The organism is uncultured Agathobaculum sp. (assembly GCF_963927765.1).
GTDB lineage: Bacteria > Bacillota > Clostridia > Oscillospirales > Butyricicoccaceae > Agathobaculum.
Genome location: NZ_CAWVCU010000109.1, coordinates 1 through 22,160, shown reverse-complemented (window position 1 = coordinate 22,160; position 22,160 = coordinate 1). Strand labels below are relative to the sequence as shown.

General features: G+C 47.5%; 18 protein-coding genes. 1 reads left to right on the top strand and 17 read right to left on the bottom strand.

Features of this window, described 5'->3' with window-relative positions; all coding sequences use genetic code 11:
• Window positions 1-305: 305 nt before the first annotated feature.
• Both ABGT74_RS10185 and ABGT74_RS10180 read right to left on the bottom strand, forming a co-directional pair.
• Window positions 306-2,543: an S-layer homology domain-containing protein gene (locus ABGT74_RS10185; RefSeq protein ID WP_346705442.1), complete on the bottom strand. Its 2,238-nt coding sequence runs from the start codon at window positions 2,541-2,543 to the stop codon at window positions 306-308.
• Between the two features lie 126 nt (window positions 2,544-2,669).
• Window positions 2,670-4,643 (bottom strand): methyl-accepting chemotaxis protein, encoded by a 1,974-nt coding sequence (locus ABGT74_RS10180; RefSeq protein WP_346705441.1) that lies wholly within the window; start codon window positions 4,641-4,643, stop codon window positions 2,670-2,672.
• A gap of 223 nt (window positions 4,644-4,866) precedes the next feature.
• Here ABGT74_RS10180 and ABGT74_RS10175 point away from each other — a divergent pair, with 223 nt between their 5' ends.
• Window positions 4,867-5,931: a hypothetical protein gene (locus ABGT74_RS10175; protein WP_346705440.1), complete on the top strand. Its 1,065-nt coding sequence runs from the start codon at window positions 4,867-4,869 to the stop codon at window positions 5,929-5,931.
• A gap of 39 nt (window positions 5,932-5,970) precedes the next feature.
• Here ABGT74_RS10175 and ABGT74_RS10170 read toward each other — a convergent pair whose 3' ends face one another.
• From ABGT74_RS10170 to fliD, 15 genes are all read right to left on the bottom strand, one after another.
• A complete protein-coding gene (locus ABGT74_RS10170) occupies window positions 5,971-6,147 on the bottom strand; it encodes a YjfB family protein (RefSeq protein ID WP_346705438.1) in 177 nt (58 codons plus the stop codon).
• A gap of 87 nt (window positions 6,148-6,234) precedes the next feature.
• Window positions 6,235-7,296, bottom strand: coding sequence for a G5 domain-containing protein (locus ABGT74_RS10165; RefSeq protein WP_346705437.1), 1,062 nt, complete (start codon window positions 7,294-7,296; stop codon window positions 6,235-6,237).
• 322 nt (window positions 7,297-7,618) lie between these two features.
• Window positions 7,619-8,449 (bottom strand): PHP domain-containing protein, encoded by an 831-nt coding sequence (locus ABGT74_RS10160; protein ID WP_346705436.1) that lies wholly within the window; start codon window positions 8,447-8,449, stop codon window positions 7,619-7,621.
• 11 nt (window positions 8,450-8,460) lie between these two features.
• A complete protein-coding gene (locus ABGT74_RS10155) occupies window positions 8,461-9,600 on the bottom strand; it encodes an adenylyl-sulfate kinase (RefSeq protein ID WP_346705435.1) in 1,140 nt (379 codons plus the stop codon).
• A 13-nt stretch (window positions 9,601-9,613) separates the two neighbouring features.
• Window positions 9,614-11,581: a hypothetical protein gene (locus ABGT74_RS10150; protein ID WP_346705434.1), complete on the bottom strand. Its 1,968-nt coding sequence runs from the start codon at window positions 11,579-11,581 to the stop codon at window positions 9,614-9,616.
• An 88-nt stretch (window positions 11,582-11,669) separates the two neighbouring features.
• On the bottom strand, window positions 11,670-13,217 hold the full coding sequence (locus ABGT74_RS10145) for a flagellin (RefSeq protein WP_346705433.1): 1,548 nt from the start codon (window positions 13,215-13,217) through the stop codon (window positions 11,670-11,672).
• A 304-nt stretch (window positions 13,218-13,521) separates the two neighbouring features.
• On the bottom strand, window positions 13,522-13,890 hold the full coding sequence (locus ABGT74_RS10140; RefSeq protein ID WP_297282475.1) for a response regulator: 369 nt from the start codon (window positions 13,888-13,890) through the stop codon (window positions 13,522-13,524).
• Window positions 13,891-13,928: 38 nt separating this feature from the next.
• Window positions 13,929-14,387: a chemotaxis protein CheX gene (locus ABGT74_RS10135; RefSeq protein ID WP_297282474.1), complete on the bottom strand. Its 459-nt coding sequence runs from the start codon at window positions 14,385-14,387 to the stop codon at window positions 13,929-13,931.
• 261 nt (window positions 14,388-14,648) lie between these two features.
• On the bottom strand, window positions 14,649-15,029 hold the full coding sequence (locus ABGT74_RS10130) for a hemerythrin family protein (protein ID WP_346705452.1): 381 nt from the start codon (window positions 15,027-15,029) through the stop codon (window positions 14,649-14,651).
• 22 nt (window positions 15,030-15,051) lie between these two features.
• Window positions 15,052-16,944 (bottom strand): HAMP domain-containing methyl-accepting chemotaxis protein, encoded by a 1,893-nt coding sequence (locus tag ABGT74_RS10125; protein ID WP_346705432.1) that lies wholly within the window; start codon window positions 16,942-16,944, stop codon window positions 15,052-15,054.
• A gap of 43 nt (window positions 16,945-16,987) precedes the next feature.
• On the bottom strand, window positions 16,988-17,707 hold the full coding sequence (locus tag ABGT74_RS10120) for an ATP-binding cassette domain-containing protein (RefSeq protein ID WP_297282471.1): 720 nt from the start codon (window positions 17,705-17,707) through the stop codon (window positions 16,988-16,990).
• Between the two features lie 32 nt (window positions 17,708-17,739).
• Complete coding sequence (locus ABGT74_RS10115) at window positions 17,740-18,570, bottom strand: C39 family peptidase (protein ID WP_297282470.1); 831 nt, start codon at window positions 18,568-18,570, stop codon at window positions 17,740-17,742.
• Between the two features lie 43 nt (window positions 18,571-18,613).
• Window positions 18,614-18,988 carry a hypothetical protein gene (locus ABGT74_RS10110; protein WP_297282469.1) on the bottom strand — a complete coding sequence of 125 codons (375 nt, stop codon included), beginning with the start codon at window positions 18,986-18,988 and terminating at the stop codon, window positions 18,614-18,616.
• The gene (gene fliS / locus ABGT74_RS10105) at window positions 18,985-19,356 is read right to left on the bottom strand and encodes a flagellar export chaperone FliS (protein ID WP_297282468.1); all 372 of its coding nucleotides are present in this window, start codon (window positions 19,354-19,356) and stop codon (window positions 18,985-18,987) included. The genes ABGT74_RS10110 and fliS overlap by 4 nt, the downstream gene beginning before the upstream one ends.
• Before the next feature lie 38 nt (window positions 19,357-19,394).
• Window positions 19,395-21,998, bottom strand: coding sequence for a flagellar filament capping protein FliD (fliD, locus tag ABGT74_RS10100; protein ID WP_346705431.1), 2,604 nt, complete (start codon window positions 21,996-21,998; stop codon window positions 19,395-19,397).
• Window positions 21,999-22,160 lie beyond the last annotated feature (162 nt).

Genomic DNA, 22,160 nt, shown 5'->3' with positions numbered 1-22,160 from the left:
GTACTATAATTTGTTGATTTTTTCAATCACTTTCGACATATTTTTATAGCCCTACTCGGCATTTTTCACAATAAAAGCAATTTTGCACCTTTTCCTATCATTTTGAGCATTTAACATATGCTATTCCGAGCAATTTAATTGTATTTTGAAATTTTGAATTGCAAAAACAGCATATGATTCATCAATTTTGTAAATTGTATGAAGTATACGGGTTTTTTCAATGTGGAAAATATTGCTTTCCCAACATTCCTTGATTCCCTGCGGGAGAAAAAGCGGGTCCGGCTTTCACCGAACCCGCTCTTGCACTATACATAAGAAGATGCAAGCTGAATATAACGATATGCCCAATATGAGTAGGGCACGTCCTTATAGTAAACGCCACCGCCGCCCGTTGTCCGGTTCAGCACCCGGGTCATCATGGTCGCAACCTCACTGCGCACAATGTACGCATAAGGCCGGAAAGTTCCATCAGAATAGCCGTTGATCCACCCTGCGGATGATGCATAACGGATTGCATCGCTGCTCGATGTTCCGCTGATATCGCTGAAACGCGTCGCAGTACTACTGCTCACGCTCGGAGATCCAGACAAACGATAAAGCATCTCCGTCAGTTCAGCACGTGTAATATATTGATCTGGATAAAAATATGTGGTTCGGTCAGTAATTCCTGCATTTGCAAAAGCGTTGACTTCCTGTGCGCACCACATGCCCCATGGTACATCCTGATACACACTTTGCGATGAGTCATTTTCGACATTGACTGTACTCAAGCGATACAACATGACCACCGCTTCCGCGCGTGTCATATAGTTTTCCGGTCGAAATGTACCATCAGAATAGCCGTTCATAAATGCGCTGCGGCTGGACGTATTCAACCGTATTGTATTGGTCGGTGTAACCGGATCCTTAGAATAATACGCCCGTCCCGAAACCGTCACGTTCTCATCAATATCCGTCAAATAAACGGAAACCACACCATTTGAGTTGCGGCTCATCTGATAGGTCGTGCTGCCGACACGGATTGAGGTTTTTTCTGCCCCAACTGTTCGGCTATTGCTGCCGATTTTTACTGTGATTTCGTCAATTTGATAATTCGTATCCGGCGTAAAGTAGAATGTTACATCATCCCCTGCATCAATTCTACTGGAAGAAACACTCTTGGTGATCTTCATATGGCTGGAAGAATTAATGGTAAGATATGGTCTAGAAACCGAACTCGATCCTGACGAAGTTGCATATATTGTCACCGGTTCCGTGACATTATCCACGTATACCGCATATTCTCCGTCACCCAAATCCTCAATCTCGTAATTCTTGTTGCCTACGCGGATTTCGCCATCCTCCGGCTCGGCAGAACCCGAGCTATCACCAATGGTAAGCGTAATTTTTTTGACAGAGTATCGGTCAGAAGTGGTGCTGATATAAAACTCCACATCATCACCACGCGCTACCGTTTCACCGCAGTTGGTATCAATGTTAATGCGTGTGCCCTCATCGATCTCGATCGGAATATTATCCGGATCATAATCCGACGTAAAATATATATTGGTATCCGAGTACATTTCCGGAAGAATAAACCAGACCTCGCCTGATTTTTCGCGAACCTGTACTCTGTCATTACCCATTACCAGAAAAGTCTGTCCTGTTGCCCAGCTCGCATAGCTTTTTCCATACTGAACAGTGAAATCACTGATGATATAGCCCGGACGCGTACTGACTCGCACTTCGCAAGTTTCACCTTGCCCGACACTGGTCACACGGCTGCTCGGCCTCTCCAACTCCAAGCCATCATCCACATCTACCGTCAGTTCATAGACGATGGGGATTTCTTCCACAACAGCTTCTACATCCAGATCGGCATACAGTTCTCCTGAAACTGTACTTTCCTCTTCAGCGTTCCATTTCACATTCAGACCATTCCAATTGGTATTGCCCGCCGTCAGAGTCTCTGTTACCGTACCGTATTTTATTATTAGACTTTTAAGACGATATCCGTCCTCCGGAACAACGCTCAGTGAAACCTCTTTGCCGCGATTGACTTCACCATCTTCATTTCCGTTCACTTTCGCATTCCCGGATTCCTCGTGAATGCGCACGTTATATCCTTCGGAAGTGCTTTGGCAGTTGATGCTGGCATCAAACAATCCAGACAATGCATTAGTAGAGACAGTCAGTGTGAAGTTACGCGACCGCTCCGGCCATGCATTCATTTTAATAGAAACGCCTTTTGCGGTCCCCTCCAGATGAGTACTATCCAATTCAACAGATTCTTTCTTGTCTGGCATAGCACTGGTCGCCACTTCAAACGTAACCTTATCCAGCCTTCGTCCTTCGTCCAAAGTAATTTTGAAATCCTGCGTGTCATTGGCTCCAACGAAAACGGATTCATCTGCCGGATCCACAGTAAATGATGACTTTTGTGTAAATTTGACAGCAACACCATTCGTTAGGTCTTCTCCCTCATCGCCTGCCAACGCCGCGGGAGGAACCAAAACAAGCGCCGATAAAACCAGCGCTATCAATCTTCTCCATGCCTGTTTCATCTGAAACGCCATCTCCTTCCTATCCTCTTAGAATCCATATAAATTATATCGTCCAGAGCGACAGAAAAATAAGGCAAAAAAACAAGCCCCGTCTAAATCGACGGGAGCTTGTTTGTACTTATACTATTATTCCTGCCGCAGCTGGAAGCCAGCGATCAGGTTTTTGAGCATCTCAGACTGACCGGAAAGTTCTTCACTTGCTGCCGCAGACTCTTCCGCAGTCGCGGAATTGGTCTGTACAACGCTGGAGATCTGGTCAATACCTTGCGTGATCTGGACAATCGAGTCAGTTTCACGCTGAACCGCATCCGCAACCTCATCCATACCGGATACTGCCACACCAGCCGATTCCATTACGCTGCCAACGGCTTCGCTTACCTTCTGCATCATGTCAACGCCTTCATTAACCGCGTTGATAGATTTCTCAATCAGATCCTTCGTAGCCTTAGCTGCCTGATCCGACTTATGCGCCAGATTGCGAACTTCATCCGCAACAACTGCAAAACCCTTGCCCGCAGTGCCTGCACGTGCCGCCTCTACTGCTGCATTGAGTGCCAGAATATTGGTCTGGAATGCAATATTCTCAATCGTCGAAATGATCTTGCTGATTTCCTGCGAAGATTCGGAAATATTGCTCATAGCATTGCCAAGTGTTGCAATATATTCACTGCTTGTTTGCAGCTCCTCACCCGCATTATCTGCTGCCGTTTTTGCCTGAAGTGCAAGCTGAGCTGTCCGCTGACTATCCGTCGAAATATCGTTGATCGTCGCCGAAAGCTCCTCAACCGCACTCGCCTGTTCCGTTGCGCCCTGCGCCAACGACTGCGCACCAGAGGAAACTTGCTCTGCACCCGCAGAGACCTGTGCCGATGCAGTATTGATCTGCGCCAGCGTATTGCTCAATTCCTTATTGATACCGCGCACATGCAACAATAACTGCTCGTAATCGCCAATGTAATAGTTGTAATCACGGGAACGAACATTGAAATTGCCACGCGCCATTTCGCCAAGCAGATAACCAATGTCGCCAATCAAGTCCTGCAAACTCTTGACGATGATAACAGTCTGTTGCGCCAATCTGCCGGTTTCATCTTTGGTTTTAATTTCCGGAACCGGAGAACTCAGATCACCTTCGCTCAGCTTGTGAATACGATCTGCGCAAAGCTGAATCGGTCTGCCGATCGAAGTTGCCATACGAATCGCAACAAATACGCCAATCAAAACAACTACAACGATCAAAATACAAATGATGATAGCTGCACGGTAAACCGCACCCATGAAATCACTTTCCGGAGCCGCAACACCTATGCTCCATCCATCCGTATCACTAATAGGTGCATATGCCAATAATTTTGTAGTACCATTGATCTTATATTTACCTACACCGCTATTGCCTGCCCGCATATCAGCCGCGTAAATAGCCAACTGCTTTAATGAAGAATCCGACTGAGCCTCTTCTTCAATATTCTGACTTGCGACTGTATCCATCGTAATATCTGCAATGGTAGTACCGGTCTTATCCAACATAAACGCTTCGCTGTTTTGGCTGACATCAATAGACGTCATAATATTATTGAGGAAAGTTTCTTCCGGAACGAAGTACACAACGCCTACAATATCGTTTCTTCCGTCACCATCTCGATACACCGGAGCCGCAACCAAAATAGAAAGCTCGCCTGTCACCTTGCTCAACGTCGGCGTCGAAACAAAACTTTCACCAGCCACAGCCCGCTGGAAATACTCACGATCCGAATAGTTGTTTCCGTCAAAATAGCTGTTGCCATCCAAATCAAGCAGATTGCCGCGCGTCATATTATTGTTCGTCGCTAATTGATTGATGTACTCCTCCTTTTCATCCAGAGGAACTTCATCACTGCCCAAGACCTGGTTCTGTCCTGCCGCAGTAGCAATCTGAATATAAGAAGTCAATTCATATTGCACACGGCCCGCCGCGATTTCTGCCGTTCCCTGCATAGCAGTCTTCAACAGTGAATGCGAGCTTTGCAGACTCAGCACTATACTGACAATACCAACAACCAACATGCCTATTACTATTGTGGCACCCATGCCAAGTAATATTTTTCCTTTCACACTTTTCATTTCATACCCATCCTTTTTTGACTTAACTTTAAAAGCATGATATTTCATATATCGTCAAAATCTGGTTTTAGTTAACGACCGTTTTCGATTTTTCCTTATTTTTTTCTTTATCCCTGCCTTTTTCTCAATATGAGGTTTTTTTACAGGTTTTCCCTTGCGTTTCCATGTAAAAACATGTACTATTATTATACAAATCATTTCAAAGGAGAATTGATGAGTGCGAATGAAAAAACAAGGATTATTGTTTTGCCTGATCCTGTGCACGCTGCTGACTGGCTGCGGCGACAAAGGCGAGTCGGGCGATGAATCTCTCGCTTACTATACGTTTGAAGGCGATACCATTCCTTCTATTGAACAGTTTCTCAACGATGATACCGGCGGACGTCTGGTAGCGACGCTTAGCCCGAATGCATCAGGAGAGAACGGAGAGCAAAACGCATCGGAAGAGACCGACGGGCAAGATACCACGGATGAAGACGATGCAGCACAAACCACTGGCACCGAAGAAGTGCAAAACTATCTTTCTTACGATTATCAGCAATTTACGGAAGGCGAGCCCGCGTCCATTGCCAAGTCGTATGTCGAGCTTTTGGAAGGTGAGGATATCGCCCTTCACACTGAGGGCAAGGATGAACCGTCCTTTGATAGCAACGCAGGTTCGGTTACTCTGATTCGGCAGGCTGTGGCGACCGACAGCAACGGCGCGCCGCAAACCAAGGCCACAGCAACCGCCTCGACGGAAACAGATGCAGAGAGCGAAGATACGGAAGAAGGAGAGGGTGAAGAGGACTCCTCTGCAGAATCCACGCTTCTCCCTTATTCCGATTATGAATACGATACGCAAATGCAATTCCGTGTGCGCATCGACTGGACGCCCACCAGCTGCCTGATTACGCTGGACAAGATTGCAGGCGAGGACTTCGTCACTTCCCTTCAGGAAGCCGGTACATTCCTTTCGTTCTCCGGCGCCAAAGCGATGATGAGTACTGTCACACCGGCTGAGATTGGGCTGCCTGGCGAATCTATGTCGGAATACAGCCTCAAGCCCGGCCCCGGTTTTGTCATGGTCGACGGCAAGGCGTGTCTGACAGTGTACGTATACGGAAAGAACTCGGTTGGAACCAACTCCCTGATGGGCACCTATTTCATCTCTTCGGATTGCACCACACTGTATCGTCAGATTGGCGATACCTCAGATGAAGTAGAGGAAATTGAATTCCCAGAGAATATATCGGAAGATTTGCCCACGGAAGGCGAAACCGCAGTCAAGACAGCGAATACACCCTAAAGTCAAAAAAAAGAACGGCACTGAATGTGCCGTTCTTTTTTATGCATATGTGTCAATGACCTGTCCTCTGCCGGAAGTATCCGGAAGCATCTGCAACAGCTCCTGTGCTGCCAATTCTGTAGAATCCATTGCTTTCTTCGCCACAGAAATCGAAACACTCTGCTGAAGCTGTGCCGTATGCATATTCACAGACATTGCGGCGATGCTATCCATCATTCAAGCCACCTCCCTTAGCATTTGCAACCCTTGTCCGGATTGCTATTGTTAGTATCGACCATGCTGAATAACAATTAAGACAATCCATCAATCTTTTAAAATATATACCTTGGCCGGGCGAATGCCAAAATCATTCGCTTCATCGCCTGTCATGAAAAACAAATCAATCTTTGTGCCCTTAATCAAACCGCCGGTATCCTCTGCCAACCCCGGCCCATAGGACCACGATTGATCGCCCCCATCTGATACAACATAGAGCCTACTGCCCAACGGAATCACACGCGGATCCACCGCAATCGTCCCGTATTGCGTCACCGTGCCGGATGCAGTGATCTCACCGCCGTCCTCCACCCGATGATAGGCAGTGGCTGTTACATCAATCACCGCTGTATACTCATAGCTTGAGCCGTCACCGGCTGTAATGATTTTATTCTCTGTATCGTCAGTAATTCCTGCTGGGACAGACCAAACCTGTGAACGGCCTGCGGTAGACAGCTCCCCGGTGCTTTCGCTTTCCGGCTGACTTGACGGTAAGGTCTGGCTGCTTGCTGCCGTTGTTTTCGACTCCTCCGAAACCGCCTGCTTCTCCTGTGTGCTCTGTGCAATGCGGATTCCCTGCTTGACAATACAATTGATTGGTGCCTTTACTTCTTCCTCCTTGACCAGCTCACGGGAAACTTCTTCCCCGTCATGCTCTTCTACACGGTATTCCAGGCTTTTTTCTCCGTTTTCACCGTATCGGGCAATTTCCTGCTGCCCCTTGAGCATTTGACTGTCATATTGTACTTCGACCGAGAACGGTACATCCTCCGTTTCCGTCACCGTTGAATAGCTGACACGTGTTACCGTAACCTGAGTGCTGTCAGAAAGCCAATCATCCACATCCGGTGTAACGATATCATCGCTGCCCACACTGATACCGTTTGCTTCCAACAGCTCTCCCACCGTGCAGGGTGCTGTGCGCACGGTCAATGTCTCTTCACTGGTCTGGATCGACACATCAAAGGCTTCTTTAAGCGTCAAATAAACAATGCCGTCATCGTCTTTCCGATTCACGACCTCTACATTCCGGAAACCAGCCTTGCTGCATGCTTCTTCTACAGAACCCGGATACAGCCGCACCGTCTCATATCGTTCACCATCCGTCATCACATAGGTGCAGGCTGCGCTGCGGATAACGATAATCCGAAATATACAGAAGAGCAGCAAACAGGTGATAGCAATTAAGATAGCAAGCAGTTTGAAATCTATTTTCCTTTTTTGAGGCTCTTTTTTGCCGCGTGATTTTTCCAATCTGTCATTGCCTCCCCCAAGTACCAAATATGTTTATCATAATATATCGACCATATTTTCTATTTCCTTAGCGTATTATGGATTATATTTTTCTGTCAAGAGCATATATGGAAATAAAGCAGCAAAAAACCGGTAAGTGCTTCTGCACTTACCGGTTTAAACCCTGCATTTGAAGGATTTATGTATCAGACCCTAACAGCCAAGATATATCCAGCGGAATTGGCTTTAACAAATTGTCTGGATGTACTGCTTCCCCATGAAAATCACTGCCGCCTGAGACATATAACGCATACTTTTGCGCGAACTCCAGATATCGCTGGGTCATTTCTGGTGTATGCTGCGGATAATAGCATTCAATTCCGTCCAAACCTTCCGCTTTGAGCCGAGCGATCATCTGCTCCAAAGCATCATCCGGCATTCCAAGCTGATACGGATGCGCGAGCACTGCCTTTCCGCCACCTTGATGAATCACCTCAATACACTCTGCCGCAGACGCTTTGAAACGCTCGATACGCTGATATTCATCAGTGTCCAAATAGCGGTCAAATGCCTCACGTATCGAAGATACATAGCCGTGCCGTAACATCACCTGTGCAAAATGCGGTCGCGCAATCACCTCTCCGCCGGCCAACTCGGTGACCTCATCCAGCGAAACCTCTATTCCTTTTTCCCGTAGGAAATCAACGATACGATACTTGCGTTCATCTCTACTTTGCCGCAGCTTATTGCAAAGCAGCTGCAATTCTGTGGCGTTCTCGCAAAAGCCCAGTCCAACAATATGCAAATGCCGGTCTTCCTTTGCACCCAATTCGATTCCCCGCACAACCGATATACCGTATTCCTTGCCTGCTGCTTGCGCCTCCTGCAATCCGGATATCGTGTCATGGTCTGTAATGGCTAGACAAGTAATTCCTGCCCGTTTTGCCATTTCTACTACCTGAGACGGGCTATACTGTCCATCGGAAGCCGAAGTATGGGTATGCAGATCAACCATCATCCTATTTTCCATTGCCTAACCCTCTACTTTTTTGCAACCACTCGGATAATCGGGGGATCGTCATTCCCATATGGCGCAAAACCGGTTTTTTCTTCGGCATACTCAATTAAGAACCCTTGTTCTTTCATGCGGTCTATCAGCTCATCCATCACGATAAAACGCCGATAATGATTATCGTAATAAAATGCATTTCTCTCCAGCGCTTCTCCTCTTCCATAGAGAGGATCCTTCACACTGCGAACCTCAATAAAGAATTTACCACCTTTTTTCAACGACCGGTACATGGTTTGCAGCAAAAGTTGCTCCTGATTGACGTTGATGGAATGAATGGTAAACCTACTGTAAGCATAATCATACGTTTCCGGTTGATGTTCCTCGCAATTGACGAAGTCATCGCATAAGAATCTGATATTGCTCTTTTCAGAAATATCCTGCTGCTGTATCGCTGTATCCGAAAGATCAATCGCCAACACATTCAAACCAATATCAGCAAAGAACAAAGAGTCTCTGCCATTTCCACAGCCCAAATCCACCAGTGTTTTCCCTGGATCTACCAAAGTTGCGACATAACGCGCAAACGGCGACGGCTCTGTAGAGCAAATACGATTTTGATAGTATTGATTCCAATATGCCGTATTGTCAATCGGATTCTGCACAATACACGGATACAAGATCTTTTCAATCCGCTTAACAACCTCTATCGGGCTCTCATCGCCATCATTTTGCACGATTAGATCTGGATTTTTCGGCTCGTCAAACGGCAAATCCACACCTACCACATTATGTCCTGCCGTATATAAGCCTTTCTGATTGCGGGACAGGAGTGTCTCCTTTTTAACCTTGATATAGATTTCCTTGTAGTTGGCGATATTTTCCCTGTTCCACTGCCGTATTGTTGCAAACATCGCAATACTACAGCAAACCACATCAATTCCCTGATTAGAAAGCAATTGACAGACACGAAAAATTCGTCCTGCCCAGCGCAGCCGCTCCTCGTGCGTATAGCCAATATCCTCACCAAATGCAGGGCGCATCTCGTCTCCATCCAGATAAACCGCATTGGGCTTGGTCTTTTTCAAACGCTTATAAAACAAACCGCCAATCGTGGTCTTTCCTGCACCAGAAAGACCCGTAAAAAAATAAACCGTTCCTTTGTTATCCATAATCTCCTCCGCGTCAGTGGTATAACGGCTGCTCAAGCAGCGCGGGATCGAGCTTCAAAGGCTCCATCATACGCAATGGCTGGCCATTCTTATTGATGAACCGAAGGCCACCCATTAACAGCTTTGCAATATGCAAGCGGTTCTCATCATAGTTAGATATAATGCGCTGCACTTCAGCTTCCATCTCCTTCTCGGCCCGTGTCCCCCCCTCCTTGTATTCATCAACAATACACAGCCTTTTTTTCCACGAATCTACTATATAACCATCTAAACAGGTAAAGCCTTTGATCTTCTTCTTTACCCACTCCTCATCCACAGGCTCACCCTTGTAGTAGAGCAAATCATATCCGTAAAACGCATATGCATCGCGCATGCAATATTCCAAAAACGCACGCTCATCATCATTGGCAAATTCATCATAGGTACGGTACACGGTGGCTGGGTCAAAGCCACGCACGTTGCCCTTGAGCGATTCCGGATTCAGTCCATCGCGCCCCGAGCAGTAGGTCATGCTCTCCGTATAAGGTATATCAAGAAATTCCGCAAGCGCAGTGAAAGTAGCTTTCGGATTCAGTTTGCCATCTTCAAAGCGAACCAAAACACTGTCGCGATACAAACGATCCTGCCAATCTACCATGAAACTGCGGTTGAGGACGCGGATTGCCATAACGTCAGGCACAACGGCCTTATCCGACTGCTGCTGCGCCTCCTTATCCAGCATAAACCGTACTGTGGCGGCATAGCTGGTAGTAATACGGCGCATGGGCGTAAATGTTTTCACATACTTAAACTGCTGAAACAACCGCGAAGATCGTATGCTTTCATACTGCTCGGAAAACAGCAAGCTTTTCCCCGTTTTTTCATCAACCGTCAATTCATACTCCATATTAGAAAAATGTGGCTGAAAAAATAGGGCGGGCGCAATACGGGAATTTTTGTCCAGCGCTCCGCTGGTGGTCTGGCTGCCGAGGAAGATGGCAACGAGGAAATCCTTATCTGTAGGATACCGAATCTGTGCGAGCTGCATACGGATGTAAGTATCCAGTCTTTTATTTCTTTTGAACTCTTCCCGCGCTTTTTCCAGCTTTTCAAATACATCTTTGAGCATGACAGACTCAAACGTAAGCAGATTAGGGTGTCCGTAAAATATTTCGTTGAAAAAGTCGCCGCCATTATGCGTGGCAAGCTGGGTGTGCCAAATCAGGCGGTTTACCTCTCGGATACTGACCGGCTTGACAGGATATTTACTATAATCAATTCCAAAACGCTCTTTGAAATCAATCGGATACTGTGACACTTCATTTCCAATCAAAAACACCTGTTTGCTGTCTCGCAGCAAATTATAGATAGAAAGGCATTGCAAATAGGCACAGAATACTGCCCAATCTGTGTAATGCAAATATATGTGATTTTCCCGACCGACCCACTCACTTTTACGCACGTTGTCGGTCAAGTACTCTAACTGATATTGTGAATAAACATCCTTTGCAAGGATGGGATTTTCCAAATCATTAAAGAAATAGCGGTCGATCACCGGATCATTAAAATTAACATAATTTCCAAACCGATTTTCCGCTTTATAATACGGGATATATCCTTCATCATTGAAGGGAAAAAACTTAATTGGCAAATCATCAAATGTCAAAAAATCCTTACGAAACAAATAAGGATAACGTCCTAACCGCTCACAATTCTGTTCATATCGCTTCATCTGCTCGGCAACATTCGGCAGATAAAACGCCTGTGTCATCAAATCCATCAGTTCAGCCTGATAGAAACCACGATTATATAAAGAAACAAATGTTGTGTAGGCGATTTGATAATCGCCCTCTGAAAAAAAGATATAGCTGGCAGCTTCCATCTCCAATTCCGGCTGTTTCTCAGAAACCTCCTGCAGAACTATAAGATAAGCCTGCTGCGCATCCTCTTTCTGTCCTAACTCTGCTAAACGACGAGCAAGATCAATTGTATTACTGCTCATTCCGGACTCTCCTTTATCCATTACAGAAAAACGGGACGGGCAAATGCCCGCCCCGCTCTGTATGGTTGAACTAAACTGTTGATTTGGCTTACTGCAGGAGCTGGAGAACGCCCTGCGGAACCTGATTGGCCTGTGCCAGCATAGCCTGCGCAGACTGAACCAGAATGTTGTTCTTGGTGTAAGCCATCATCTCGTCTGCAACGTCGGTGTCGCGGATGGTGGACTCTGCATCCTGAATGTTCTCAGTCATGACGGACAGGTTGTTGATGGTGTGATCCAGACGGTTCTGAGTTGCACCAAGCGTACCACGTACGTCAGAAACGATATTGATTGCATTCTTGATGAGGTCAACAGCCGCAGCAGCGCCGTCCTGCGTGGCGATATCCACGCCCGCGATGCCCAGCGAGGTGATGTGCATATCCTGCACGGAAACCTGCAGCTTGTTGTAGTCATCCGAGGTATCGCCGATCTGCAGGGTCAGCGCCTTGCCGCTGGCGGTGCTGATCTCGATGCCGGTACCAGTAACCGCATCAATCTGCAGGCCAGTGGCGTCTGCAAGCTGCTGCGCCACACCCTCAAGAGTCGTACCGACAAGGACGGTAACATCATCGCCGACTAACCCCTTCACATGGCTGAGAGCCGCATCGTTGTTTGCCAGTGCAAACTTCTGCCCATTGATGGTGAATACCTTAGCACTGGTAGCGCCTGCCGTTGCAGCAGTAACTTCAGCGTTTGCAATGGTAATCTTCTCTGCCGCCGGCGCCGCCATCGTGAGACTACCCAGTGCAGCGGCAGAACCGCTGGCATCCATTGCGGTGATCGAAGTAACGCTCGGGGCGTTCGCGCCGGTCTCCGTGCTGGAGATCGTGATACCAGCGCCGATGCCGCCCGAAGCAGTGAACGCACCGCCGGTCGCATTCTCGATCGCGCCCTTGATCGCTGCCTCGACATCAGCCTTGGCAGAAGCACTTGCGAACGTATAGGTCTTGCCGTCCTGATCGACCAGAGTGTCGCTGCCCTTCATTGTCAGGGTCACATTGTAGCTCTTGCCCTTGTCCGTGCCGAAGCTGATGCTGAAAGAGTCACCATCACTCAAACCCTGTGCAGTAGCCGAAGACATAATACCGCTTGCGGTCGTAATCGAGCTTGCGGTGCCCGCCTTGGAGCCAACAGTAACGCCGCTCACTTCAATCGACGTAGCGCCGCCTTCACTCAGCGAGCCGTCCAGCAGCTTGATGCCGTTGAAGTTCGCGGAGTCTGCGATGCGGTCGATCTCGCTCTTGAGCTGCTCAACTTCCTTCTGGAGGTTCGCACGGTCGGTCTCGTTGTCGTAGGTGCCGTTAGCGGACTGGTTAGCCAGCTCGACCATACGGTTGAGCATGTCGTGTACTTCAGTCAGCGCGCCTTCAGCGGTCTGAACGAGGGAGATACCGTCCTTCGCGTTCTTCTGAGCGGTTTCCAGACCGGTAATCTGGGCACGCATCTTCTCAGAAATCGCCAGACCAGCCGCGTCGTCGCCAGCGCGGTTGATCTTGTAACCGGAAGACAGCTTCTCGAGGTTCTTAGACAGAGCCGAAGTGTTGTTAGAGTAATTGCGGTAGGCATTCATTGCCATGATGTTATGTTGGATTCTCATGATTCACTACTCCTTTACAGAATCCGTCCGCAGCAAATCCTTTTGCTTGCGGTCCATTTGGTGAGTATTCTTCTATTTCAGACGAGACAGTTACACCCCGTTTGAAAGCTGGAAATGCATTTCCCTGCACATTTGGCGGGGAGTTGACTTACAATCATATCATCGGTTGGACGGCAAAATAAATAAGCCGAAATTTTACTTTTCAAGAATTTTGGCAGAATGCGTACTTTTTGTATGTATTTTTTGTATATTTTGTGCATTCTATCCGATTGCATAATCAAAGCTTCCAGTCACTTTCACCGGTCTACGCATCACACAACGCATGCGACATCGACTCCAAGATCTGGCTGCGCTCGAAAGGCTTATACACAAATCCTTTCACACCAACATCGTGTGCTTCGTTGATGGTATCGTCATAGGCGAGCGAGGAGACCATCAGAATACGGGCATGCGGATGCGCTTTCAAAAGCTGACGCGCCGTTTCCAACCCATCAATACCCGGCATTAAAATATCCATTGTCACTAGATCCGGCTCAACTTCGCCATATTTCTCCAGAGCCTCTTCCCCACTTTGGCAGCATGCAACGATCTGATAGTCCGTATCCGCCAAAATCTTTTTCAGCTGCATGTGAACGATACGAGAATCGTCTACTACCATGACTCTCTTTGACATAATATAACTCCTTTTCGTATATCATCTGCAAATAATGTTTATGCAGAGATTAGTTGATGAATTAGTTGTGCCCCTTCGTTTTGGTCGCTCGCATAATTGATGACATTCTGCGTTCCATCATCCTCTATGGGGATATAACGTCCCATATAAAACACTGGGATACGGAAGCGGGATGGACTATGCGAAAGACGATACAGCCCGGCCGCAATTTGCCCACAGACGACATTAAAATATTCTTTCGCAAGATCCTCAAAGTCATTTGGATCTACTGTATCTTCCTGCATGACATAACGTGCCAGACGGGCCCAAAACGTGGTGTCCGCACATAATATCAAAGCGCCACGGTAACTTCCTTCAAACGTAGTATAGATTGTACACATGTCACTGGAAAGCACAGTATCCCGTTTACACAGGCATATACCACCAATACGCTTGGTCATATCCTGCATGACTTGATCCAAAACATTTTGAATCTCTGCTTGCGTGAGTGTGCCCAACGTACTACCTCCTATTTTTACTCAAAACCCCTTGTTCCAATACTGCATATACGCAAATCACGCCTCCTCCTCGTTGCATGGACGCGATATGGAGACGTGATCGGATCAGATCGACATCGAGAAGAAGCCACAGCATACAGTTCAAGTTCGAATCTTTGTTGCATCATCACAACATCATCCGACCCACCAACTTGGGCTGTATACCGCCGGCTCCTACCCATTCATCTTATCATTTCCTGCCATAACTGGCAAGCCAAATCGTCACTCAGCATTGTCCTTAATGAACTCTGCTAGACGCTTATCTTCATGGCGAATATGGTTGATCAGCACACTCGCCTGCGAATTGATCTCACCCAAGTTTTTCACATTGGGACCATCCATACGAATCTCGTTTGCCAATTCGCGGATCTTCTGCTTGTAATTCACATGGAAATTGTGATGCGCCTGATAATGGGGGTAACGATTCTTCCGCTGCAAATCTTCCTCATCTGCGAAATGCTTATCAACATAGTCCGCGAGGAAATCTGCGGTTTCACCGATTTTATCGCGGCCATGACCGGAGTTACATGCATCCATCAGGTCGTTGATCGCATCAAACAGCATGCGGTGTTCGGAATCAATCAAGTCATTGCCCGTTTCCAGATCCGGCGTAACCTCATATCTCTTAGTACTTACCGGAATCGTCGTAGCTGGAGAAAGAGGTGTGATGGCTTTCTGGAAACCTATCCCCCGATACGGGGGAAGAACCTCCTGCATGAAAGCTGCCGCTGTTTACAGAGGTGGAAGAATCGCTTTCAAAGGTCGGCGCTGCCGGAGCCTGATACTCAAACGACGGCGCAGATGCCGCTGTTGCAGCCGACATTTTGGCTGGAGCGAAATCCTCCTTGCCAACACGGAAAGCAGAGAAGATCTGATGCAGCATATGTGCCTGCGAGGAAAGCTCCTGGCTGGCCGCCGCAGATTCCTCGCTGGTAGCAGAGTTAGTCTGAACAACCGTTGCAATCTGATCAATGCCCTGCGTGATCTGCTCAATCGACTCGGACTCACGCTCTGCTGCCGCTGCGATCTGCGTGATCTTTTCAACCGCTTTGCTCGTCAGATCAGTGCTGGAAGTAATAGATTCTGCCGCCGCATGTGCAATATTGGATCCATTCTCAACCGCCTTGATCGAATTTTCAATCAAAGTAGTGGTATTCTTAGCCGCCTCTGCAGATTTCGATGCAAGATTCCGAACCTCATCCGCAACAACTGCAAAGCCCTTGCCCGCAGAACCAGCACGCGCTGCTTCCACAGCCGCATTGAGCGCAAGAATATTGGTCTGGAACGCAATATCTTCGATTGTCTTAATGATCTTGCTGATTTCCTGCGATGTAGACGTGATTTCGTTCATCGCGTTAATCATCTGTGTCATCTGCTGCTGGCTTTCCTCATTCTGCGAACCAGCGGCATCCGCATTTTCCTTGGCCGACTGCGCCGCCTCGGTATTTTTACGCGCAGCAGTTGCAATATCGTTGATGGTGGCCGAAAGCTGCTCAACTGCACTGGCCTGTTCCGTCGCACCCTGTGCCAGAGACTGCGCGCCGGTAGAAACCTGAGCCGCACCGGAAGCAACCTGATCCACAGAAGCCTTGACATTGGCGATCATCTTACGCATCTGGCTGGTCAGCTGCGCCAGAGACTCCGTGATCGTATGGAATGCGCCAGGCAGTTCAACTTCACAATTAACGCTGAAGTCGCCATCTACCATAGCAGTCGTGATGCGGGTAATTTCATCAAGAGCAGAGCTCAACATTTGCTGGCTTCCCCGCAGAGCGTCTGCCATATCACCAAATTCATCTTTCGATTCATATGTAATCTGATGGCTCATATCACCATCGCGCATATCCTGCAGCGCCATTTTGGTTTCGTTCAGCGGAATCAAAATGGAGCGGATCAGCCGTGTTGCAAACATGATCACCAAAATCACAAATACTACCAGCAATACAATCATGAGAATCAGCATCCGGGTAACCGACTGTTCCTGTGCCGTCCGTACCTCTGTGATACTATCTTCAATTGCCTGATTGAGTTCCACTGCATTGTCACGCAGTTCATTGAGTGCCGGTGTGCATTCGTTGACCAGAATTGTCTGCGCTTGTTCAAAGTCGTTCGCTTCCACTGCGCTGAGAATTTTGGGAATGATATTTTCCCATGCGCTCACAGCGGCCAGATAACTGTCCTCCTTACCATCGCCCAGCGTACAATTCTCCGCAACATAATTCTGCGATTCCGTTAATGCATCCAACGCATCATTCAGCTGGGACTGGTTGCTGTTGAAGTTTGTCTTCTCGGTATCGAGTACCATATCACGCGCAAAACGCGCTGCCGTATTCGTTTGCACACGGCAATTCATAATCTGAAGTTCCAACTGTACTTCATGATTCAACAGTTCTTCATACTGGTTGCGCATCGAAAGCGAGTTTGTCAGCGCAATTACAAGCAAAAGAACCGCCAAAATAACGGGAATTGCAAATCCCAAGATTAGTCTTTGATTGATTTTCATGTTTTTTAGTTGCATACCAAAATGTGCCTCCCAACTAAAACTATATACCTTTTATGTTTTATTCAAATCGGTTTGTTGCTCTTAACTCGCCGTATTTGCCCTTCTCAACGTCACCGGCCACTTTGCCGGCAACCAATGTGATCACTCTGCGGCACATGATATTGACAAAATCCTTTGCATGTGTCGCCATAATGACAGTTGTACCACAGCGGTTGATCTCATTGAGGATATTCATGATATCCCAGCCTGTATCATAATCCAAATTTGCTGTAATTTCATCCACAATCAAAATGGGCGGATTACAAATAATCGCACGTGCCAGCTCCACCATTTTGACCTGCCCGCCGGACAGCTCAAACGGATATCGATCCTCCATGGCACGCATGCCGACGATCGACAATGCTTTCTGTGTATTTTCCGGAATCACCTTGGATTTGACACCAAGCGCCCGCTGCACAAGCTCCAGATTCTGACGTACAGTCTTTTTCCGAATCAGGCTTGCATCCTGCCAAACCTGACCGATATTTCTACGGTATACTGGACGCCGCCAACCGCGCAGTCGTGTTAGCTCCACGTTATCCAGCCATATTTTCCCCTCGTCCGCTACGATCTGATTGGCCAGCAGCCGCAGCAAAGTAGTTTTTCCTGCGCCGCTGCTTCCAATCAAGAAAACGAACTCACCGCGGTCGATGGAGAGCGAAACGTCATCAATCGCTGCAAAACGTCTTTGCTCATTGCTAAAATATTTGGTTACATGCTGCATCTCTATCTGTGGCACAGTAAACCTCCTACTCGATCGGTTAGGCGCCACTAATCCATTTGCTTAGATAAAAGCCAAAGCGGTGCGCCCGCCGTTTTGCTGGAACTTAATTCATTTAAAATAATGGAGGCGTCCCATTCCTGCAGACTACGTGCTCTACTGTTCGGATCAGCAACTAGAATATTGCCATCCAGTGTTACGCCACGTAGCAAGATAAAATGTCCCCCGCTGGTAAAATGTCCGGCACTCATTAGTGCAACCGCAATGCGGCCACCGGAAAGTTGTATACGCAATTCCTCCGGTGTCATAGAACTTGGAGAAACGCATTCCAACCCAAAGGCATCGGCCACACCACGCACGATGCTATGATATGACCCGCTTCCGGCAGCCCAATATCCGTTTTGACTACACCAGCTGGCCATCTGCTTTGGATCGGTGTCCGTTCCCGTCAGGCTCTTCACTGCCATGGCCATGGCAGTAGGCCCGCAGCCATACGGGCCTACGCTATCCGATCCATACGGCTGATCCTTCCAAGCCGGGTCACTCTGCGCAAAATACGCAATCGGCACCGAACCGCCCGTGAGCACTTCCTGCCCATCCCGTGTGACCAGTTCAGTGATTGCAGGGTCTTGTATCAACACACCGCCATCCGGTATCGCTGGTTCCCCTGCCCGCTGGGATTCGATCTGCTCCTGCCGCAGTGCACTGCGTTCTGCGATGCGCTCTTTCACGCCGTCCACTGCCACACGCACCTGCTCGCTTCCAAAGCGCCACAAATCGCCCGTTTTCTCCATGATCGGATCAACGATCTTATGGAAAATCGGTGGGTCAAGCCAATAGCTGGCCGCTAACTCAGCTCCGCCAATGAAAGCAACCGCCATAAAGCATAATCCTATTCGTTTTGTCCAGCTCTTTTTTCTCACGTTATGACTTTCTTTCAGTAAGCACCCGATTGATTCTGCTATCAATCGGTACCAAACGATCAATCACACGCTTGTTTTTCTGCATTTGATTTACTACCATCTGCTCATCTGCGTCCCGTGGTGTATCTCCAGCAACCAGTGCCTGCCAACGTACTTCAATATCCGGCGCATCAGTTTCTACAATGCGCCGGATATTGCCGTCCAATTCCTGCATGCGAAGCACAGGCTCCTGACGCATGGATAACAGCATGCTGAAAGAGGTGCGGTCGTTTCGGTCCAGCGCCTCTCCCATCTGCACGGTTAAATCATACGTCTCTGTCAAAGCCGTATAACGCTTTCTGAGTTGTACCAGCAGCTTCATCCACTGCTCTTTCATACACCGCCCGCCTTTTGTGCCTGCCGGAACGTATCCCGGAGATCGGTCAATCGGGGCTTTACTTCGGCCAGAACCTTCTCGTTCCGCCCCGCCTGCACACGACTCAACTCATAGGAGAAGAAATCGTACAGACGGTGCAGATCATGGCTAATCGGATACTGCATATCAAGCGTATCATCCAGATACCTTAGGATTTCCCGACAACGGATAATTGATTCATCAAAAACCTCAAAATTTTCATTCTTCAATGCAATTTCCGCACGGGTCAAACGCTTAATCAATTCGTCATACAGCAGCATCAGCAGCTCGCCGGGCGTCATCGTATTGATTGACTGCGCTTTGTATTGTTGGTAGCCATGCATATCCATAGCCGGATTACCCCGTCCTTTCTATTCTACACCCTTTGTCAATAGCTGCTGCCGCCCATACTCGCCAAATAAGAACTTTGCGAGTTCATCTGTGCGATCAATACTTCCAATTTGCTGAATTTCGAGGTGTAATAATCAATTTTATCATTCAGTTTTTCGGTCAGGGAATCAATCACGTCATCGTAGCTGTCGATCTTATCCTGCAGCGTGTTGTCCAGCAGCGCCATCGGAGAATACTGCGAACCTGCCTTTTCGATCAGAATGCCCTTGGTCGATCCGGTTGTCGCTGCATACTTATCGAGCTGCACTTTCAGGCGCGACATTGCGCCGCCCGAAGACGTATCATCCACCCAAGAGGTCGTGCCGTCTGCATTGGTAACCTGCTTTTGCTCCAGCGGTGCTGTAAATGCTTCTGCCACTGCATTCGGATCACTTGCCAGCGCCGAGCGAAGCTTAGTCTCATCCAACGTAATCTTGCCCTTATCCGAGTAGCTGGTCGACACACTAATACCAATTGCATCCATATCCAGATTGGAGAACACAAAACGCAAGCCATTAGACAAACCGCCTAAATCGCTATCACCAAACAGCAGACCTTCCTTAGCCTTTGCTTCGTATTCCTCGATCTGCTTTTCTGTCATGTCAGCCTTCTGATCATCTGTCAGCGGCTTATATTCCTTTTTATGATCGGGCTGCGTGGAATATTGTTCATTGATCTCCGCGAGAACCTTATTATAATCCTCCACAAAGCTCTTCACCGCGTCAACGATCTTATCCGCATCAACCTTTTTATCAAACGTAACACGCTCGCCCTCATTATCAGCCTCAAACGTGCCGTTTGCAGTAACCGTGAAGCCATCAATATTGAAGGTATTCGTGCCGCTGGTCAGCGTAGTTTTTACGCCGTTGATATATGCCTCCATCTCGGCATCTTGACCTTGAATGACACTGAAGCCTTTTTGAGTTGAAACAGCATTTCCTCGCACTTGAGAAATATCTCCGTTAGAGTCATATACTACCGATCCAAACAAACTTGCTGCTAAATTCGTTCCGGCTGTACCATTTTCTAGATCATGTCCGATCTCAATTCTACCGCCTTCACCGCCGTGCTTGGAAGTAAATACAAATTGATTAGATGTAGTAGAATAACTGACCTTAACGCCTGCCTTCTCGTTGCTGTTGATATCATTGATAATAGTTTCCAACGTAGTGTCCGCTGTATACTTATCACCAATCCGCACACCGTTGATTTCCAGAGCATATGTGGCATTGCCGTTTTCATCAGTACCAACCGGTTCAAAATATTTTCCGTCGATCTTAGTAATTGAGGTACCATCCGCCTGCAATTCTTTAACCGTACCATACAAATCGCCAAGCGTCTTGCCAGTGTTCACTCTGTTCGAGGCACCGCGGTCGATACCAAAGATACCGCCCTTGCCAATTACATTTAAAGTGCCGGAATTGATGGATAACGTATCGCTATCACTTCCGGAAACCAGTTCAAAAGAAGGCACAAAAGAACCATCTGACTGCACACCGCTTACTTTAATCCGGTTATGGCCAAATGCTTGATCAAACTGGGTCTGCAGATAATCCTGCATCTTCTGAGCAGCATCTTTTTTGTCTGTGGAATTTACAAAAATCTCATTATACTCGTCCGTACCCTTTTCCGGCATCTTGATCGTCGCCGTCGTGCCGTTATAGGTTACATTCATACTTGCACCTGCAAGGATGTCTTTTACATCCTTTTCAGTCTTCAAATCTTCCGGCTTGATCGTAGAATGCGATGCCATGACACCACTGCCAGTCAGGGTATCACCAGCATTAAAATTCAATGCATCCAAAACAGATCGGGAAGAGTAACTGAGAACTTCCAGCGTATTGCTTTCCTTTGCCCCCTCCTTGAAAGTAAAGGCAATTGTTTTCTCCCCAGTCGGCTTGCCGTCCGCTCCCATTGCCTCAACGACCTGCGCCTTGACTTTGGTATCCATCTTAATGCTCGACCCATCGGACAAGGTGACAGATGCATTTCCCAGCTGCTTATTGATCTCATCCACCACATCATCTAAATCCTCATACTCCTTGTTGCTATCAAACGTGATGGTGAAAGATTCATTGCCATATTTAAACGACATCTGCTGACCCGCCAGATTGCTGACATCTGCAGTTCCTTTCAAATCTACGGCTTTGCTGGGATCTCCCGAAATAGTAGTCGTATTGGATACGCCATTAAGCCCAGAAAAGCTGACTGTCTCAGTTTTTGCCAGCTGTGTAACTTTGCTAATCTGAATATCGCTGTTGGTGCTGCCGGAGGCAGAGATCATGCTCGCATTTTTGCCCAGGGATGTAATGATGCTGGGCTGGAAGAACGTCGAACTCATCAGGTTGGTCGACGAAGTATACGACGTATACTTACTGGAGATCTGTACAAGCTGATCGCTGATGCTGCGATAGGCCTCCTGCTGCCACAGCAGGATCTGCTGATTCTGCTTCTGCGTATCAATTTTTGATTTGATACCCGAAACCATTCCTTCAATCATGGATTCGGTATCCAAACCGCTTGCAAGGCCGCTGATAATATTGCTAGAACGACTTCCATAAATGCTGGAAGAACTGCTACTGCTTACACTGCTGACTGCCATGTTAATCGCTCCTTCCAAAAAACTGTTATCCGCCAACCAAAGATTGACGAAATAGAAAATAAGCAATAAGAAAAATTTATTCTATGTTTTTATTTCGACATGTAGTATACTAAACATAAGAGAATATTCAGATTTTTTTCAGATAAGGAAGTGTCTTCTATG